2 pseudogenes are annotated in these 20,722 nt (G+C 72.8%); both read left to right on the top strand.

Annotated features, from left to right (window positions below):
* Positions 1-25 precede the first annotated feature (25 nt).
* Positions 26-14,293 (top strand): annotated as a pseudogene (locus tag ACFVW6_RS26010) (SDR family NAD(P)-dependent oxidoreductase); the annotation flags it as partial.
* Between the two features lie 75 nt (positions 14,294-14,368).
* Positions 14,369-20,494, top strand: a pseudogene (locus ACFVW6_RS26015) (type I polyketide synthase); the annotation flags it as partial.
* Positions 20,495-20,722: the final 228 nt, after the last annotated feature.

The following is a 20,722-nucleotide window of genomic DNA, read 5'->3' on the forward strand; positions in this document are numbered from 1 at the left end:
GGCGACCGCAGGAAGCGATAGACGCATGACCCAGCCCGACGCCAAAATCCAGAAGCTCACCGAGGCGCTCCGCAGCTCGCTCAAGGAGACCGAGCGGCTGCGCACCCGCAACCGGCAGCTCGACGCCGCCCAGCGGGAGCCGATCGCGATCGTCGGGATGGCGTGCCGGTATCCGGGAGGGGTCGGCTCGCCCGAGGATCTGTGGCGGCTGGTCGCCGAGGGCGTCGACGCGGTGTCGGAGCTGCCGGTCAACCGCGGCTGGGACGCCGATCGCCTCTACGACCCGACCGGGGAGGCGCCCAACAGCATCTACACCCGCGAGGGCGGATTCCTGCACTCGGCGGGCGAATTCGATCCCGGCTTCTTCGGGATCAGCCCCAACGAGGCCTCGACGATGGACCCGCAGCAGTTCCTGCTGCTCGAAACCTCGTGGGAGGCACTGGAACGCGCCGGGGTGGCACCCGCCTCGCTGCGCGGCAGCCGGACCGGCGTCTACGTCGGCATGATGTATCACGACTATCCGGCCAATGCGAACTCCGGCGCGGTCGCCTCCGGGCGCATCTCCTATGTGCTGGGGCTGGAGGGGCCGTCGGTCACCGTCGACACCGCCTGCTCCTCGTCGCTGGTCGCGCTGCACGCCGCCGCGCAGTCGCTGCGGGCGGGCGAATCGGACCTGGCGCTGGCCGGTGGTGTCGCGGTGATGGGGTCGCCGGAGACCCTGGTGGAATTCAGCAAGCAGCGCGGCATGGCGCGCGACGGGCGCAGCAAGGCGTTCGCCGATGCCGCCGACGGTCTCGGCTGGGCCGAGGGCGCCGGTGTGCTGGTGCTGGAGCGGCTCTCCGACGCCCGCCGCAACGGGCACCCGGTGCTGGCGGTGATCACCGGCTCCGCGGTGAACCAGGACGGCGCGTCCAACGGGCTGACCGCGCCCAACGGGCCCTCGCAGCGGCGGGTCATCCAGCAGGCGCTGACCAACGCGGGCATCACCGCGGCCGACGTGGACGCCGTCGAGGCGCACGGCACCGGCACCACCCTGGGCGACCCCATCGAAGCCCAGGCCCTGCTGGCCACCTACGGCCGGGAACACGACGCCGACCGGCCCCTCTGGCTCGGCTCGCTGAAGTCCAATATCGGGCACTCGCAGGCCGCCGCCGGTGTGGGCGGCGTGATCAAGATGGTGCTGGCGATCCGCCACGGCCTGCTGCCGAAGACGCTGCACGTGGACGCCCCGACCACCAAGGTCGACTGGTCGGCGGGCCATGTGCGGCTGCTCACCGAACCGACGCCGTGGCCCGCGGTGGATCGGCCGCGTCGCGCCGGGGTGTCCTCGTTCGGTGTCGCCGGCACCAATGTGCACCTCATCGTGGAACAGGCGCCCGCCGACCCCGAACCGGAACCGGACGCGGCCCCGGTGGGCGGCGTGCTGCCGTGGGTGGTGTCGGCGCGCGGCGCCGAGGCACTCGCCGAGCAGGCCGACCGGCTCGCCGCCCACGTCACCGAGAACGGCACGGACGCACGGGATGTCGGGTTCTCCCTGGCGACGACCCGCACCCTGTTCGATCAGCGCGCCGTGCTCCTCGGCACCGACGATGCCGCCCTGCTGGCAGGCGCGCGCGCCCTCGCCGCCGACACCGCAGCGCCCGGGGTGGTGACCGGCCGGGTGGTGCCCGGGTCGACCGGCTTCGTCTTCACCGGCCAGGGCTCGCAGTGGGCGGGCATGGCCGACGAACTGCGCGCGTACCCGGTCTTCGCCGAACACTTCGACGCCATCGTCGCCGAGCTGGAACCGCTGCTGGGACAGTCGGTCTCGTTCACCGAGGCGCTGACCGACGACGAGGTGCTGGCCCGGACCGTGTTCACCCAGGCCGGGGTGTTCGCCTTCGAGGTGGCGCTGTACCGCCTGCTCGAATCCTGGGGTGTGCGAGCCGATGTGGTGACCGGCCACTCCATCGGCGAGGTCGGCGCCGCGCACGTCGCGGGCGTGCTGAACCTGGCCGACGCCTGCGCGCTGGTGGCCGCCCGCGGCCGCCTGATGGAGGCGCTGCCGCCGGGCGGGGCGATGGTCGCGGTCGGCACGACCGAGGCCGACGCGCGCACCGTGATCGACGCGCTCGACAGCGCGGGGCAGGTCGCGATCGCGGCGGTCAACGGCCCGGCGTCGGTGGTGCTGTCCGGGGTCGAGGACGCGGTGCTCGCCGTGGTCGAGGCGTGCCGCGAGCGCGGACTGCGCACCCACCGGCTGCGGATCTCCATCGCGTCGCACTCGGCGCTGATGGACCCGATGCTCGCGGAATTCGCCACGGTGGTGCGGGGTTTGATGCTGCACCGGCCGAGCCTGCCGCTGGTGTCGTCGGTGACCGGCGCCCGCGTCACCGACGAGATGACCGATCCGGCGTACTGGCCGGGCCAGGTGCGCGGCACCGTCCGCTTCGCCGACACCATCGCCACCATGGCCGAGCTGGGCGTCACCCGCTTCGCCGAGATCGGCCCCGACGCCGTCCTCACCCCGATGATCGCCCAGATCGTCGACGCGACCGCCGACCCGCAGGGCCCCGCGCCGGTGATCGTGCCGATGGCGCGCAAGGACCAGGCGAGCCCGGCCGCGCTGCTGGCCGCGGTGGCCGGGTTGTTCGTGGCGGGCACGCCCGTGGACTGGGCGGCCGTCGCCGGCGGCGGCCGCCGCGTCGACCTGCCCACCTACGCCTTCCAGCACGTCCGCTACTGGCTAGACGCCAAGGAGGTGCTGGCCCGGTCCTGGCTGGGTGCCGAACTCGGTGGCGTGACCTCGGTCGGGCTCGACAGTGTCGACCATCCGCTGCTGGGCGCCGTGGTGCCGCACCCGGAATCGGACGCGGTGAGTTTCACCGGCCGCTGGTCGGTGGACACCGTGCCGTGGATGGCCGACCACAGCGTCTTCGGCGTCATGCTGCTGCCCGGCACCGGGTACGTGGAACTGGCCTGCCGGGTCGGTGCCCTGGTCGGCTGCCCGATGGTCGACGAGCTGATCCTGCACACCCCGCTGACCCTGCCCGCCGAGGGCAGCGTCTCGGTCCAGGTGATGGTCGGCGCGGTCGACCAGACCGGCCGCCGCAGGCTCAGCGTGCACTCCCGCCAGATCGCGGGCGGCCCGTGGGCCATCCACGCCGAGGGCCTGCTCGCGCCCGCCGAACCGGCCGCCCCGATGGAGCTCGCCGCGTGGCCGCCGCGCGGCGCCGTCGCCCTGCCCATCGACAGCGCCTACGACGAATTGCTCGACGCCGGTTACGAATACGGTCCCTTCTTCCAGGGCATGCAGGCGGCCTGGCAGCGCGGTGACGAGCTGTTCGCCGAGGTGGCCCTGCCGGAGCGGCGCGACGCGCAGGGCTTCGGCATCCACCCCGCCCTGTTCGACTCGGCCCTGCACGTCGGCATCCTCCAGGCCCGCAGGCAGGGCGAAATCGACGCGCCGGAACTGCCGTTCAGCTGGAACCAGGTGCAGATCCACGCGCCCGGCGCCGCCGAGGTACGGGTCAGGATCGCCAGGCAGCAGGGTCGGCACGTGGTGCAGGTCGCCGATACCGACGGCAACCCGGTGCTGTCGGTGGGCGCCCTGGTGTCCCGGCCCGTCTCGGCGGACCGGCTCGGTGCGGACGGCATCGCCGACGCGCTGTTCGGCATCGAGTGGACCGCCACCGCGCCGGTCACGACCGACCCGGGCTCCATCGTCGTACTCGGAACTTCCGAAAACGTCGGTGACACACCTGTCTTCGCCGATATCGACGCGCTGCTCGCCGACCTGGGCGACGGCCCGGCCCCGGACCTGGTCCTGTTCGACTGCGTCGCCCCCGAGGCCGCGCCGCCCGTCGCCGCCCGCCACGTGCTCGCCGAGGTGCTGGCCACCGTCCAGCGCTGGTCGGCCGAACCGCGCCTCACCGCCGCCCGGCTGGTGGTCCTCACCCACTCGGCCGTGCGGACCGGCGACACCGACCAGGTCGACACCGCGCAGGCGCCCGTCTGGGGTCTGCTGCGTGCCGCCCAGGCCGAGCATCCCGGCCGGTTCCAGCTGCTCGACGTCGACACCGCGCGCGAGCCGCGTGCCCTGGCCGCCTTCGCCACCGCGGCGGAACCCGAGGCGGCGCTGCGGGGGGAGACCCTGCTCGTGCCGCGGCTGACCAGGCACGCGCCCGGCGCGCTGGTGCGCTCGATCGCGGCGGGTACGGTCCTGGTGACCGGTGGCACCGCGGGCATCGGCGCGGTCGTCGCGCGGCATCTGGTCACCGCGCACGGCGCGCGGCACCTGCTGCTGACCTCCCGGCGCGGCGCGGCCGCCCCCGGCGCCACCGAGCTGGCCGAGCACCTGCGTGACCTCGGCGCCGAGATCACCGTCGCCGCCTGTGACGTGTCCGACCGGGCCGCGCTCGCGGCCCTGCTGGACGGCATCCCGGCCGACCGGCCGCTCGTCGGGGTGGTGCACTCGGCGGCCGTCGCCGATCACGGTGTGCTCGAGTCGATGACCCCGGAGCGGTTCGACCGGGTGTTCCTGCCGAAGGTCGACGCGGGCTGGCACCTGCACGAACTCACCAGGGACCGGCCGCTGTCGCTGTTCGTCCTGCTCGGCTCGGTCGGTGGTCTGGTGCTCACCGCGGGCCAGGCGAACTACGCCGCCGCCAATGTCTTCCTCGACGGTCTGGCCGCCTACCGGCACAGCGTCGGCCTGCCCGCGACCTCGCTCGACTACGGCCTGTGGGAGCGGGCCAGCGGACTCGGCGCCGACCTGTCCGCCGAGGACTTCGAGCGGATGGCCAAGCAGGGCTTCCCGCCGCTGTCCGAGTCCGACGCGCTGGCCCTGTTCGACGCGGCGATCGCCACCGACACCCCGCAGCTGGTCCTGGCGCGAGTCGATCCGGCGGTGCTGCGCGCGCGGGGTGACCAGGTGCCCGCCCTGCTGCGCGGCATCGCCCCGATCCCGGTGCGCCGCACCGGCAGGACGCCCGCGGGCCGGGCGTTCGCGCAGAAGCTGGCCGGGCTGTCCGAGGCCGACCGCCGCGCGGCCCTGCTCACGCTGGCGCAGACCGTCGCCGCCGAGGTGCTCGGGCACGCGACGATCGCGACGATCCCGCCGCAGCAGGCCTTCCAGCAGCTCGGTTTCGATTCGCTCGGCGCGGTCGAGTTCCGCAACAAACTCACCGCGGCGACCGGTCTGCGGCTGCCCGCCACCCTCGTCTTCGATCACCCCAACCCGCAGGCGGTCGCCGAGTTCGTCGACTCCCAGCTCACCGGTGACGTGCAGGAGGTCGCGGTCACCGCGACCAGGACGGTCGACGCCGAGCCGATCGCGGTGGTGGCCATGGGTTGCCGCTACCCGGGCGACGTCACCTCGCCGGAAGACCTGTGGCGACTGGTCGTCTCGGGCGGCCACGCCACCGGCGGACTGCCCGCCGATCGCGGCTGGGACCTGGACGACATCTACGATCCCGAGCCGGGCAAGGCGGGCAAGACCTACACCCGGCAGGGCGGATTCCTCTATTCCGCGGGCGAATTCGACGCCGAGTTCTTCGGGATCAGCCCGAACGAGGCATTGACGATGGACCCGCAGCAGCGCGTGCTGCTCGAGGTCTCCTGGGAGGCGCTCGAGCGCGCCGGGCTTGACCCGGCCGCCTTGCGCGGCAGCGCCACCGGGGTGTTCACCGGCGTGATGTACCACGACTACGCGCAGGGCGCCGGGACCGGCAACAGCGCGGGCGGCAGCCTGGTCTCCGGCCGGGTGTCGTATGTGTTCGGGCTGGAAGGGCCCGCGGTCACGGTGGATACGGCGTGCTCGTCGTCGCTGGTGGCACTGCATCTGGCCGCGCAGTCGCTGCGCTCGGGGGAGTGCGATCTGGCGCTGGCCGGTGGTGTGGCCGTGATGTCCACCCCGGACATGTTCCTCGAGTTCAGCCGTCAGCGTGGTCTGTCGCCGGACGGCCGGTGCCGGTCCTTCGCCGACGGGGCCGACGGCGTCGCCTGGGCCGAGGGCGCCGGTGTGCTGGTGCTGGAGCGGTTGTCCGACGCGCAGCGCAACGGTCACCAGGTGCTCGGCGTGATCACCGGGTCGGCGGTCAACCAGGACGGCGCGTCGAACGGCTGGACGGCACCCAACGGTCCGTCGCAGCGCCGGGTGATCCGGCAGGCACTGGCCAATGCCGGGGTCTCACCGGTCGAGGTCGACGCGGTCGAAGCGCACGGTACCGGAACGACTTTGGGTGATCCGATCGAGGCGCAGGCCCTGCTGGCGACCTACGGTCAGGGCCGGGCCGAGGACCGGCCGCTGTGGCTGGGTTCGCTGAAGTCCAATATCGGGCACGCGCAGGCGGCGGCCGGTGTGGCCGGCGTGATCAAGATGATCATGGCGATGCGGCACGGGGTGCTGCCGCAGACGCTGCACATCGACCGGCCGAGTACGAAGGTCGACTGGTCCGAGGGCCATCTCCGGCTGCTGACCGAAGCCACGCCGTGGCCCGCGGTGGATCGGCCGCGGCGCGCGGGTGTGTCCTCGTTCGGGCTCAGCGGCACCAACGCGCACCTCATCGTCGAGCAGGCGCCCGTGGTGGACTCGGCGCCGGTGCGGCCCACTGTCCCGGCCGGTGGCGTGCTGCCGTGGGTGCTGTCCGCGCGGACGGCGGCGGCACTCGCCGACCAAGCCACGAACCTCGTCTCGCATGTGGCAGAACATGATTCGGACGCGGTCGACGTCGGCTCGTCGCTGGTGACGGCCCGGGTCGCGTTCGACCATCGGGCCGTGCTGCTCGCGGCCGATCGGGCCGATCTGCTCGCCGGTGCGCGGGCGCTGGGCCGGGCCGAGTCCGCGCCGGGTGTGGTGACCGGTCGGGTGGTGGCGGGCCGGACGGGCATGGTGTTCTCCGGTCAGGGCGCGCAATGGGTGGGCATGGCCAGCGGACTGCGCGCCTTCCCGGTGTTCGCCGAACACTTCGACGGCATCGTCGCCCAGCTGGAACCGCTGCTCGGACAGCCGGTATCGCTGAGCGAGGCGTTGGCCGACGAGACCCGAATCGACGACACCGTGTTCGCGCAGGCGGGGCTGTTCGCCTTCGAGGTGGCGCTGTTCCGGCTGCTGGAATCCTGGGGTGTGCGGGCCGAGATGGTGGCCGGGCACTCGATCGGTGAGATCGGGGCCGCGCATGTGGCAGGTGTGTTGTCGCTCGCCGACGCGTGTGTGCTGGTCGCCGCCCGTGGCCGGTTGATGCAGGCGCTGCCTGCGGGCGGGGCGATGGTCGCCGTGGGTGCGCCGGAAGCCGAGGTGCTGCCGTTGCTGATCGACGGGGTGTCGATCGCGGCGGTGAACGGTCCGACCGCGGTGGTGCTCTCCGGCCTCGGCGCGGCCGTGGCGACCGTGGCCGAGGTGTGTGCCGAGCGTGGTTGGCGCACACACCGTTTGCGGGTCTCGCACGCCTTCCACTCGGCACTGATGGAGCCGATGCTGGCCGAATTCGCCACGGTGGTCGAGGGTTTGACCTTCGCGGCACCGAGCATCGCGCTGGTGTCGACGGTCACCGGTGCCCGGGTCGGCGACGAGATGTCCGATCCGGCCTACTGGGTCGGCCAGGTGCGCGACACCGTGCGCTTCGCGGACGCCATCGCCACGATGGCCGCCGCGGGGGTCACCCGGTTCGCCGAGGTGGGACCCGACGCGGTGCTCGTGCCGATGATCACCCAGAGCGTCGAGGACGGCGCCGTCGTGGCGACCGCCCGCCGTGACGCCGCCGATGCCGCCGCCGTGCTGCGCGCGGTCGCCGGGCTGTATGTCGTTGGCGCCGAGGTCGACTGGGCCGCGCTGTACGCCGGAACCGGTGCCCGTCGCGTCGACCTGCCCACCTACGCGTTCCAGCGCCGCCGCTACTGGCTGACCGAAGGCACCACCGGGACCGGCGCCAGGGCCCTCGGCCTCGTCGCCACCGGACACCCCCTGGCGTCGGTGGTCGTCGCGCAGCCGGACTCCGACGCGGTGACCCTCACCGGCCGCCTCTCGACCGAGTCGCAGCCGTGGATCGCCGATCACCGGGTGATGGACACCGTGCTGTTCCCCGGCACCGGATTCGTCGAACTCGCCCTGCACGCGGGCGATCAGGTCGGCTGCGCGACCCTGGACGAGCTGGCACTGCGGGCGCCCCTGGCGCTGACGGAGTCCGGTGGACTCGCGGTCCGCGTCGTCGTCGACGCGCAGGACGCGGCGGGCAGGCGGGCGGTGCGGATCTTCTCGCGCCCCGAGGACGACGATGCCGTCGCCTGGACCCTCAATGCCGACGGCGTGCTGGCGCCGGACGGCGACAGCGCCCCGGCGGAGGTCACCCAGTGGCCACCCGCCGACGCGACCGCTCTCCCGATCGAGGGCGTCTACGACGACCTCGACGAGCAGGGCTATCACTACGGCCCGATGTTCCAGGCGCTGCGCTCGGCCTGGCGCGGCGCCGACGGTCTGCTCTACGCCGAGGTCGAACTGCCCGAGGAGGCCAGGACCGAGGCCCAGCGGTTCGGCCTGCACCCGGCCCTGCTCGACGCGGCCCTGCATGCCCTGCGCCTGGCCGGTGACGCCACGGTGGCGGGCGGCCTGGCCCTGCCGTTCGAGTGGTCCGGGGTGACCGTGCACGCGAGCGGGGCCGACGCGCTGCGCGTGCGGCTCACCCGGGTCGGTGATCACGGTGTCGCGCTGGAGCTGACGGACCCGACCGGCGCCCCCGTCGCCACGGTGCGGCACCTGGCCTCACGGCCGATCGATCCCGCGCAGCTCACGGCCGGTTCGGCCACCGTTCCGCAGGCGCTGTTCGAGGTCACCTGGTCGCCGATCGCGGTGTCCGACACCGAGATCGGTGTGGTGACGTGGGCCGACCTCGGCGAGCAGATACCTCCTGCGGTGATTCTGGACTGCCCGAGCGGTGACGATGCCGCCGCCGTGCACGCCGCCACCCACGATGTGCTCGAGGTGCTGCAAGCCTGGGCCGCCGAGGCGCGTTTCGCCGACTCCGTGCTGATCGTGCGGACCGGCGGCGCGGTGTCGGTCGCGGGCGAGGACATCACGAACCTGGCCGGTGCCGCCGTCGGCGGCCTGGTGCGCGCCGCCCAGGCCGAGAGCCTGGGCCGGATCGTCCTGCTCGACACCGATTCCGCGGACGTCCCCGTCGGTGGAATCCTGGCGGCGGCCGAACCGCAGGTGGCGGTTCGTGCCGGGGTCGTGCACGCCGCACGGCTCACCCGAATCCCCGCTCCGGCGTCCACCGTGGACGAGCTGTTCGGGCCGGAGGAGACGGTCCTGCTCACCGGTGCGAGTGGTGCGCTGGGCGGACTGTTCGCCCGGCACCTGGTCGACAGGCACGGTGTCCGTCGCCTGCTGTTGCTGAGCAGGCGTGGCGAATCCGGTCCCGGTGCCGCCGAATTGCGGTCGGCACTAGAGGATTCGGGTGCTGAGGTCTCCTTCGTCGCGTGTGATGTCGCCGACCGTGCGGCGCTGGCTGCCGTCCTCGCCGATATCCCTGCGGCACAACCACTGTCGGGTGTGTTCCACCTCGCCGGTGTTCTCGACGACGGCGCCGTCGCCGCACTGACCCTCGACCGCATGGACGCCGTGCTGCGGCCCAAGGTCGACGCCGCCCTGCACCTGCACGAGCTGACCGCCGATCTCCCGTTGACGGCGTTCGTGCTGTTCAGCTCGGTGGCCGGGGCCTTCGGCAATGCCGGTCAGGGCAACTACGGCGCGGCCAACGCCGTCCTCGACGCGCTCGCCACCCACCGCCGGTCCGCCGGTCTGGTCGGCACCTCGGTGGCGTGGGGCATGTGGGAAGGCGGCATGGCGGGCGAGCTCGGCGAGGCCGAGCGGCAGCGGATGCTCCGCTCGGGCATGCTGCCGATGACGGATGCCCAGGGCCTCGCGCTGTTCGACGCGGTGACCGGCCTCGATGTCGCCGCACCGCTGGTCGCCCGGCTCGACCTGGAGGTGCTGCGCGGCCACGGCATCGCCCTGCCCGCCCTGTTCTCCGGTCTGATCGCCCAGCGCCGCAGGGCCGTCACCGGGACGGCGACCGCGCTGCGTACCCGACTGGCGAATACGCCCGACAGCGAACGGCTGGGCGTGCTGGAGGAGATCGTGCGCGGACAGGTCGCCGCGATCCTCGGGCACCAGGACCTGACCGCGATCGCGGCCGACAAGGCGTTCAGCGAACTCGGTTTCGACTCGATCACCGCCATCGAGTTCCGCAACGGACTCAAAGCCGCGACGGGGCTGCCGCTGCCCGCCACCCTCGTCTTCGACTACCCGACACCGCAGGCCCTCGCCCGCTACCTGGCCGAGGAGTTCACCGGGACCGGCCGCGACATCGTGGTCACCGCCAGCCGGTCCGCCGGCGACGATCCGATCGCCGTGGTCGCGATGAGCTGCCGCTACCCCGGTGGTGTCGCCTCGCCCGAGGACCTCTGGGACCTGGTCACCGCGGGCACCGACACCAGCGGCGAGCTGCCGGACGATCGCGGCTGGGACATCGACGGCATCTACGATCCGGTCCCCGGCACGCCGGGCAAGACCTACACCCGCCGCGGCGGATTCCTCTACGAGGCCGCCGAGTTCGACGCCGAGTTCTTCGGGATCAGCCCGAACGAGGCCACCGCCATGGATCCGCAGCAGCGTCTGCTGCTGGAAGTGTCGTGGGAGGCCCTCGAGCGCGCCGGGGTGAATCCGCCGGTGCTGCGCGGGAGTTCGACCGGTGTGTTCACCGGCGTGATGTACCACGACTACGCGCAGGGCAACGGCGGCAATGTCACCGGCAGTCTGGTCTCCGGCCGGATCGCCTACACCCTGGGACTGGAAGGTCCCGCGGTGTCGGTGGATACGGCGTGCTCGTCGTCGCTGGTGGCGATGCATCTCGCGGCGCAGTCGCTGCGGTCCGGCGAGTGCGATCTCGCGCTGGCCGGTGGTGTCGCGGTGATGGCGACGCCGGAGACGCTGATCGAGTTCAGCCGTCAGCGTGGACTGTCGCCGGACGGGCGGTGCAAGTCGTTCGCGGAGGCGGCCGACGGGGTGGCCTGGTCCGAGGGCGCGGGTGTGCTCGTGCTGGAACGGCTCTCCGACGCCCGCCGCAACGGGCACCAGGTGCTGGCGGTGCTCGCCGGTTCGGCGGTCAACCAGGACGGCGCGTCCAACGGTTTGATGGCGCCGAACGGTCCGTCGCAGCGCCGGGTGATCCGGCAGGCCCTGGCCAATGCCGGAGTGTCCCCGGCCGAGGTCGATGCCGTCGAAGCGCACGGCACCGGAACGACTTTGGGGGATCCGATCGAGGCCCAAGCCCTACTGGCCACCTACGGCCAGGATCGCGCCGAGGATCGTCCGCTGTGGTTGGGCTCGCTGAAATCCAATATCGGGCATGCGCAGGCGGCCGCTGGTGTGGGTGGCGTGATCAAGATGATCATGGCGATGCGGCACGGGGTGCTGCCCCGGACGTTGCACGTGGATGAGCCCTCCACGAAGGTGGATTGGGCCGAGGGCGATGTGCGCCTGCTGACCGAGGCGGTCGCGTGGCCGGAGGTCGATCGGCCGCGGCGCGCTGGTGTGTCCTCGTTCGGTATCAGTGGGACCAATGCCCACGTCATCGTGGAGGCCGCGCCGGTGCCGCCCGCGTCGACGGAGCCGGTGGCTCCCGTCGGTGGTGTGCTGCCCTGGGTGCTGTCGGCGCGGAGCGAAACGGCGCTCGCGGATCAGGCGAGCCGCCTGGCGTCGCAGGTGACAGCGCGTGATTCGGCGGCGGTCGACGTCGGCTACTCGCTGGTGACCTCGCGCACCGGATTCGACCATCGGGCCGTGCTGCTGGCCGCCGATCGGGACGGTCTGCTGGCCGATGCCGCGGCGCTGGGCCGTGGCGAGGCCCGCGCGGGCGTCGTCACCGGTCGCGTGGTGGCCGGGTCGACGGGTGCGGTGTTCTCCGGTCAGGGGGCGCAGTGGGCCGGGATGGCCGCCGGGCTGCGCGTGTATCCGCTGTTCGCCGAGCACTTCGATGCGATTGTCGCGCAGCTGGATCCGCTGCTGGAGCAGCCGGTGTCGCTGACCGACGCGCTCGCCGATCCCGCTCAGGTCGACGACACCGTCTTCGCGCAGGCCGGGTTGTTCGCCTTCGAGGTGGCGTTGTTCCGGCTGCTGGAATCCTGGGGTGTGCGGGTCGAGGTGGTGGCCGGTCATTCGATCGGTGAGGTCGCGGCCGCGCATGTCGCGGGTGTGCTGTCGCTCGATGACGCGTGTGTGCTGGTCGCCGCCCGTGGCCGGTTGATGCAGGCGCTGCCCGCCGGTGGCGCGATGGTCGCCGTGGGTGGGCCGGAAGCCGAGGTGCTGCCGTTGCTCGTCGACGGGGTGTCGATCGCGGCGGTGAACGGTCCGTCGTCGGTGGTGCTCTCCGGTGTCGAGGCAGCGGTCCAGGCAACGGCCGAGGGGTGTGCCGAGAAGGGCTGGCGGACACATCGTTTGCGGGTCTCGCACGCGTTCCATTCCGCGCTCATGGAGCCGATGCTGGACGAATTCGCCGCGGTGGTCGCGGGTCTGACGTTCGAGCGTCCGACCCTCGCACTGGTGTCGACGGTGACTGGTGCCCGGGTCGGCGACGAGATGTCCGATCCGGCCTACTGGGTCGGCCAGGTGCGCGGCACCGTGCGCTTCGCCGACGCGGTCGCCACCATGACCGAGGCGGGCGTGAGCCGGTTCGCCGAGGTCGGGCCGGATGCGGTGCTCGTCCCGATGATCAGCCAGATCACCGAGGCGGCCGGAGACACGACCACCGCGATGGTGGCGCTGGCCCGCCGGGACAACGCCGACGCGTCCACCCTGACGGCCGGACTGGCCGGGCTGTCCGTCTCCGGCGCCGACCTGGACTGGGCGGCACTGTTCGCCGGCACCGGCGCGCGCCGCGTCGACCTGCCCACCTACGCCTTCCAGCGGCAGCGCTACTGGCTGACGGACAGCACGGCCGGTGGTGACGCCCGCGCCCTCGGCTTCGTCGCCAGTGACCATCCGCTGGTCTCGGCGGTGGTCGCCCAGCCCGAGTCCGATGCCGTCGCGCTGAGCGGCAGGCTCTCGGTGCGGACGCACCCCTGGCTGACCGACCACGCCGTGCTGGACACGGTGTTGTTCCCCGGCACCGGGTTCGTCGAACTCGCCCTGCAGGCGGGCGCCGAGGTCGGCTGCCCGACCCTGGCCGAGCTGATCCTGCGCGCCCCGCTGACGCTGCCGGACCCGGCGGGCGTCGCGGTGCGGGTCGTCGTCGGCGCCGAGGACGAGCCGGGCCGCCGCGACGTGCGGATCTTCTCGCGCCCCGACAGCGCCGCGGCGTCGTGGACCCTGAACGCCGAGGGTGTGCTCGCGGCCGACAGCGACACCGTGCCGGTGGACCTCACCCGGTGGCCCCCGACCGGTGCCACCGTGGTCGACCTCGACGGCGTCTACGACACCCTCGACGAGCAGGGCTACCACTACGGACCGGTGTTCCGCGGGCTCACCGCCGCCTGGCGGGACGACGCGGGCATCTACGCCGAACTCGCCCTGCCCGACCAGGCCCGCGCGGAGGCACCGCGCTTCGGGCTGCACCCGGCACTGCTCGACGCCGCCCTGCACGCCCTGCGCGTCGCGGGCGAACCGGCTACGCCGGGCACCGGCCTCGCGTTGCCGTTCGAGTGGTCGGGGGTCACCGTCCACGCGCACGGGGCCGACACCCTGCGCGTCCGGCTCGTCCGGGTCGGGGCGAGCGGGGTCTCGATCGACCTCGCGGACGCGACCGGCGCGCCCGTCGCGACCGTGCGGCACCTGGCTTCCCGGCCGATCGACCCCGCCCAGCTCACCACCGGCACCGACATCGCCCGGTCGGCGCTGTTCCGGGTCGAATGGACGCCGATCACGCTGCCGGACAACGGGATCGCCACGGTCACCTGGCCGGAACTGGGGGAGCAGGTGCCCCCGGCGGTGATCCTGGACTGCCCGGTGGGCATCGACCCCGCCGTCATCCACGCCGCCACCCGGGACGTCCTCGGGGTACTCCAGTCCTGGATCGCCGAGCCCGCCTACGCGGAATCGGTGCTGATCGTGCGGACCATCGGCGCGATCTCGGTGGCGGGCGAGGACATCACGAACCTGGCCGGCGCCGCGATCGGTGGTCTGGTGCGGTCCGCGCAGTCGGAGAACCCGGGCCGGATCATCCTGGTCGACACCGCCGCCCTCGATGCGCTGCCGGACAGTCTGATCGGCGGACTCCTGGTCGCGGGTGAACCGCAGGTCGCGGTGCGCGACGGTGCCGTGTACGCCGCGCGTCTCGCCCGATCTGCCCCTCCGGCAGGAACTTCCACCGTCGACGAGCTGTTCGGGCCGGACGAGACGGTCCTGCTCACCGGTGCGAGCGGTGCGCTGGGTGGCTTGTTCGCCCGGCACCTGGTCGACAAGCACGGTGTCCGCCGCCTGCTGTTGCTGAGCAGGCGTGGCGAATCCGGTCCGGGTGCCGCCGAATTGCGGGCGGCACTGGAAGATTCGGGCGCCGAGGTCTCCTTCGTCGCGTGTGATGTCGCCGACCGCGCGGCGCTGACCGCCGCTATCGCCGATATCCCTGCGGCACAACCCTTGTCCGGCGTGTTCCACCTGGCGGGCGTTCTCGACGACGGTGCCATCGGCTCGTTGACCCCCGACCGCATGGCCACTGTCCTGCGGCCCAAGGTCGATGCCGCCCTGCACCTGCACGAGCTGACCGCTGATCTCCCGTTGACGGCGTTCGTGCTGTTCAGCTCGGTGGCCGGCGTCTTCGGCAACCCCGGCCAGGGCAACTACGCCGCCGCTAATGCCGTCCTCGACGCGCTGGCCGCGCGTCGCCGGGGCACCGGACTGGCGGGGACGTCGCTGGCCTGGGGCATGTGGGACGGCGGGATGGCGGGGGAACTCAGCCAGGTCGACCGGCAGCGCATCGCCCGCTCGGGCCTGCTGCCGCTCGCGGCGGAGCAGGGGCTGGCCCTCTTCGACGCCGCCCTCCGGATCGATACGGCCGCACCGGTTCTCGCGCGGGTGGATCTGGATGCCCTGCGCGGCGCCGGATTCGCCACACCCGCCCTGTTCACCGGCCTGGTCCCGCACCGCCGCAAGGCGGCCTCCGGCGCCGCGACCGCCCTGCGTACCCGGTTGGCGGGCACACCCGAAGGCGAACGTGCGGGTGTGCTCGTGGAGCTCGTGCGCGGCCAGGTCGCCACGGTGCTGGGACACCAGGACCTGACCGCGGTCGCGGCCGACAAGGCGTTCGGCGACCTGGGTTTCGACTCGATCACCGCGATCGAGTTCCGCAACGCCCTGAAGGCGGTGACGGGTCTGCCGTTGCCCGCCACCCTGGTGTTCGACTACCCGACGCCGCAGGCGCTGGCCGACTACCTGGCCGCGGAGTTCGCCGGGACCGGTCAGGACGTGGCGGTCACCGCGAGCCGGTCCGCCGACGGTGACCCGATCGCCGTTGTCGGCATGGCGTGCCGCTACCCCGGCGGCGTCGGCTCGCCCGAGGATCTCTGGGAGCTGGTCCGGCTCGGCGGGGACGCCATCACGCCGCTGCCCACCGACCGTGGCTGGGACCTCGCCGGGCTCTACGATCCCGAACCCGGCCGGGCGGGCAAGTCCTACACCCGTGAGGGCGGCTTCCTGCACACCGCCGCCGACTTCGACGCCGACTTCTTCGGCATCGGGCCCAACGAGGCGACGATGATGGACCCGCAACAGCGGCAGCTCCTGGAGACGACCTGGGAGGCGCTCGAACGCGCCGGGGTCGATCCCGCTGTGCTGCGCGGAAGTTCGACCGGGGTGTTCACCGGCGTGATGTACCACGACTACGCGCAGGGCAACGGCGGCAATGCCACCGGCAGCCTCGTCTCGGGCCGGATCTCCTACACGCTCGGCTTGGAAGGTCCCGCCGTGTCGGTGGATACGGCGTGCTCGTCGTCGCTGGTGGCGATGCACCTGGCCGCGCAGTCGCTGCGGTCGGGCGAATGTGACCTGGCGCTGGCCGGAGGTGTCGCCGTCATGGCGACCCCGGAGACGTTCGTGGAGTTCAGCAGGCAGCGCGGCTTGTCGCCGGACGGGCGATGCAAGTCGTTCTCCGACAGCGCCGATGGTGTCGGCTGGTCCGAGGGCGCGGGTGTGCTGGTGCTGGAACGGCTCTCCGATGCCCGCCGCAACGGTCATCAGGTGCTGGCGGTGCTCGCGGGTTCGGCGGTCAACCAGGACGGCGCGTCCAACGGGTTCACCGCGCCCAATGGTCCGTCGCAGCGCCGGGTGATTCGCCAGGCCCTCGCCAATGCCGGGATCGCGCCGGCGGAGGTGGATGTCGTCGAAGCGCACGGCACCGGAACGACTTTGGGTGATCCGATCGAGGCGCAGGCTCTGCTGGCGACCTATGGCCAGGATCGTGCCGAGGATCGTCCGCTCTGGCTGGGCTCGTTGAAGTCCAATATCGGGCACGCGCAGGCGGCGGCCGGTGTGGGTGGCGTGATCAAGATGATCATGGCGATGCGGCACGGGGTGCTGCCCCGCACCCTGCACGCGGATCAGCCCAGCACCAAGGTGGATTGGACGCAGGGGAATGTGCGGCTGCTCTCCGAGGCCGTGGCGTGGCCGGAGGTGGATCGGCCGCGGCGTGCGGGTGTGTCCTCGTTCGGTATCAGTGGGACGAACGCGCACGTCATCGTGGAACAGGCACCGCCGGTGCCGGATTCGGCGCCCGCGGTGAAGACCGCGCCGGTCGGCGGTGTCGTGCCGTGGGTGGTGTCGGCGCGCAGTGGTGCGGCGCTCACCGGTCAGGCCGCCCGGCTGGCCGACCATGTGGCCGCCTACGGCCAGGACCCGCTCGATGTCGCCTTCTCCCTCGTCGCCACCCGCGGTGTGTTCGATCATCGCGCGGTGGTCCTCGCCGACGACCGCGACGGGCTCCTCGCGGGCACGCGGGCGGTGGCCGACGGTGCTCCCGGTGTGGTGAGCGGCCGGGTGGTCGCTGGCTCGACCGGTCTCGTGTTCTCCGGTCAGGGCGCGCAATGGGCGGACATGGCCGCCGGGCTCCGGGTGTACCCGGTGTTCGCCGACCGGTTCGACGACATCATCACGCGACTGGAACCGCTGCTCGGACAGCCTGTTCCGCTCACGGCGGCCTTGGCCGACGACGCGCTGGTCGATCGGACGGTCTACGCGCAGGCCGGGCTGTTCGCCTACGAGGTGGCGCTGTTCCGGCTGCTCGAGTCGTGGGGCGTGACGGCCGACGTGGTGGCCGGTCATTCGATCGGTGAGATCGCGGCCGCGCATGTCGCGGGTGTGCTGTCGCTCGACGACGCGTGTGTGCTGGTGGCGGCGCGGGGCAGGTTGATGCAGGCGCTGCCTTCGGGCGGGGCGATGATCGCGGTGGGTGCGCCGGAGGCGGAGGTGCTGCCGTTGCTGGGCGAGGGGGTGTCGATCGCGGCGGTGAACGGTCCGTCGTCGGTGGTGCTCTCCGGTGTCGAGGCGGCGGTCCAGGCCGCGGCCGAGGTGTGTGCCGAGAACGGTTGGCGCACACACCGACTGCGGGTCTCGCACGCGTTCCATTCCGCGCTGATGGACCCGATGCTGGCCGAATTCGGCTCGGTGGTCGAAGGTTTGGCCTTCGAACGGCCGCGCCTGCCGTTGGTGTCGACGGTGACCGGTGCGCGGGTCGTCGACGAGATGTCCGATCCGGCGTACTGGGTGCGACAGGTCGCGGCGACGGTGCGGTTCGCCGATGCCGTCACCACGATGGCGGAGCTGGGCGTGGCCCGGTTCGCCGAGGTCGGCCCCGACGCCGTCCTGACACCGATGGTCGCGCAAACCCTGGACACCACGACCGCCCTCGCGCTGACCCGGCGCGACAAGGTCGACCCCACGACCCTGGTGACCGGCCTGGCCCGGCTCCACGTCGCGGGCGGAACCGTCGACTGGATGCGCTACCTCGCCGGAACCGGGGCCACCCGGACGGAGCTGCCGACCTACGACTTCCAGCACCGCCGGTTCTGGGCCACCAGTCCGCTGGGAACCGGCGAGGCCAACACCCTCGGCCTGCGCGGCACCGAACACGCCATGGTGGGCGCGCTGGTGGCGCAGCCCGAGAGCGGCGGTCTCCGGCTCACGGGCAGGCTGTCCACGGCCACGCATCCGTGGCTGGCCGACCACGATGTGCTCGGTGTGGTGCTGCTGCCCGGCACCGGATTCGTCGAATTGGCCACCTACGCGGCCGATCTCGTCGACTGCCCGGAACTGGCGGAACTCACGCTGCTGTCGCCGTTGGTCTTCGACGGGCACGCGGGCGCGCACATCCAGGTCATCGTGGGTGACGGCGACGAGAACGGGCACCGCCGAGTCGACGTCTACTCGCGCGGCGACGACGACGATCCGACGGTCCCGTGGACCCACCACGCGGAGGGCACCGTGCGCCCCGCTGTCGAGACCGGCGAACAGCCGGACTGGACCGACTTCGCCCAGTGGCCACCCGCCGACGTCACCGAGGTTCGGCTGGACGGCGCCTATGCCGAACTCGCCGACCACGGCTACCACTACGGCCCCGCCTTCCAAGGGCTGGAGTCGCTGTGGCGGCGCGGTGCGGATCTGTTCGCCGAGGTCGCCCTGCCCGAGCAGACCTCGGCGCGGGGCTACGGCGTGCACCCGGCGCTGCTCGACGCGGCCATGCACGCGCTGTCCTTCGGGCTGCCCGAAGGCGTGGACGAGACCGCCGAACGCCCGACACTGGTGCCGTTCGCGTGGTCGTCGGTGCGGGTACACGCCGACGGCGCACGGCGGGTCCGGGTTCGGCTGAGCTGGCTGAACCAGGGGACCGTCACCCTGACCATGGCCGATGCCGGCGGCGCGCCGCTGCTGTCGGTGGGGTCGCTGGCCCTGCGCCCGATGTCGGCCGAACTGCTCTCCGCGCCTTCGCGTTCCGCACGCGACGCGCGGTACGAGCTGAGCTGGCGACCCGGTCCGGCGCTGAGCGCCGCGGACACGTCCTGGGCCGAATGGGAGGCGCAGCAGCCGGCTGCCGTGGTCGTCCACCGGGTCGCGGTCGACCGGGCCGAGGTGCCGGAGCGGCTGCGGTTCGCGCTGCACGGCACGCTCGGTGTCGTCCAGGAGTTCCTGAGCGACGAGCGGTACGCCGCGAGCACGCTGGCGCTGGTCACCGACAGCGCCGACGATCCGGCCGCGGCCGCGGTCTGGGGTCTGGCGCGCGCGGCACAGGCCGAGCACCCGGGTCGGATCGTGCTCGTCGAGGCCGCCGCCGATCAGCCGGCCGAACAGCTGGTCGCCGCCGTCGCGACCGGCGAACCCGAACTCGCCGTGCGCGCGGACGGGACGTGGGTACCGCGGCTCGTCCGCGCGGTCGCCCCGACCGGCGACCGGACGGCACCGTGGGATCCCGACCGCACCGTCCTGATCACCGGCGGGACCGGCGGGATCGGCCGTCTCCTGGCCGAACACCTGGTGGTGGTACACGGTGTGCGGCACCTGCTGCTGGTCGGCAGGCGCGGACCGGACGCCGCGCCGGGACTCGTCGACGAACTCGCGGCCCTGGGCGCCGAGGCCCGGGTCGTCGCCTGCGATGTCACCGATCGGTCGGCCCTGCGCGAGCTGCTCGCCGCGATCCCGGCCGAGCGTCCGCTCGGGGCGATCGTGCACGCGGCGGGCGCGGCCTACAACGGCCTCGTCGACGCCATGACCCCCGCGCAGATCGACGTCTCCCTCGGCGCCAAGGCCGACGCCGCCTGGCATCTGCACGAGCTGACCCGCGACACCGACCTGTCGGCCTTCGTGCTGATCTCCTCGGTGGCCGGGTCGATCCTGCCCGCGGGCCAGGGCGGCTACGCGGCGGCCAATGTGTTCCTCGACGCGCTCGCCGCGCACCGCCACAGCGTCGGCCTGCCCGCCACCTCCCTCGCCTACGGGCTGTGGGGCATCGACACCGGCATGGCGCAGTGGCTCGGCGAGGCCGACCGGCAGCGGATGCGTCGCCAGGGCCTGCCTCCGCTGGCGGCGGACAAGGCGCTGGCCCTGTTCGATGCCGCGGTGGCGGCCGATCGTCCGGCGCAGGTGCTCGTCGAGATCGACACGGCCGTCCTGCGGACCAGGGAGTCGGTACCGCCGGTGCTCGGTGACCTGGTCCGGCGCGCCGGACGCAGGCAGAGCAGCGGCGCGCCCGACGCGGGCGCGGTGCGCAGGCAGCTGGCACACCTGTCCGAGGCCGAGCAGGAGCAGTGGCTCCAGACGCACATCCTCGAGACCGCGGCGCGGCTGCTCGGGCACGAGAGCGTCGACGCGCTCGACGCCGAGCGGGACTTCCTCGAATCCGGCTTCGATTCGCTGGCCGCGATGGAGTTGCGCACCACGCTCAACGCCTCCACCGGGCTGACCCTGCCGACCGCCGCGATCTTCGACCAGAAGACACCGGCCGGGCTGGCCCGCTACCTGCGCGCGGAACTCGCCGCGGTCGCGCAGCCGGGGCAGCGATCGGGCACCGACGAGTCGCTGTACGGGATGTTCCGCGGTGCGGTGCAGGGCGGCCGCGCCCGCACCGGCTTCGACCTGTTGCGGGTCGCGGCGCAGCTGCGGGAGCAGTTCGCCTCGGCGGCGGACCTGGACGAGCTGCCGGTGCCCACCCGGCTCGCGTCGGGGTCCGACCTCCCGCGGATCATCTGCGTCAACCCGCCATTGGCCACC

The sequence above is a fragment of the Nocardia sp. NPDC058244 genome, from assembly GCF_042882065.1.
Taxonomy (GTDB): Bacteria; Actinomycetota; Actinomycetes; order Mycobacteriales; family Mycobacteriaceae; genus Nocardia.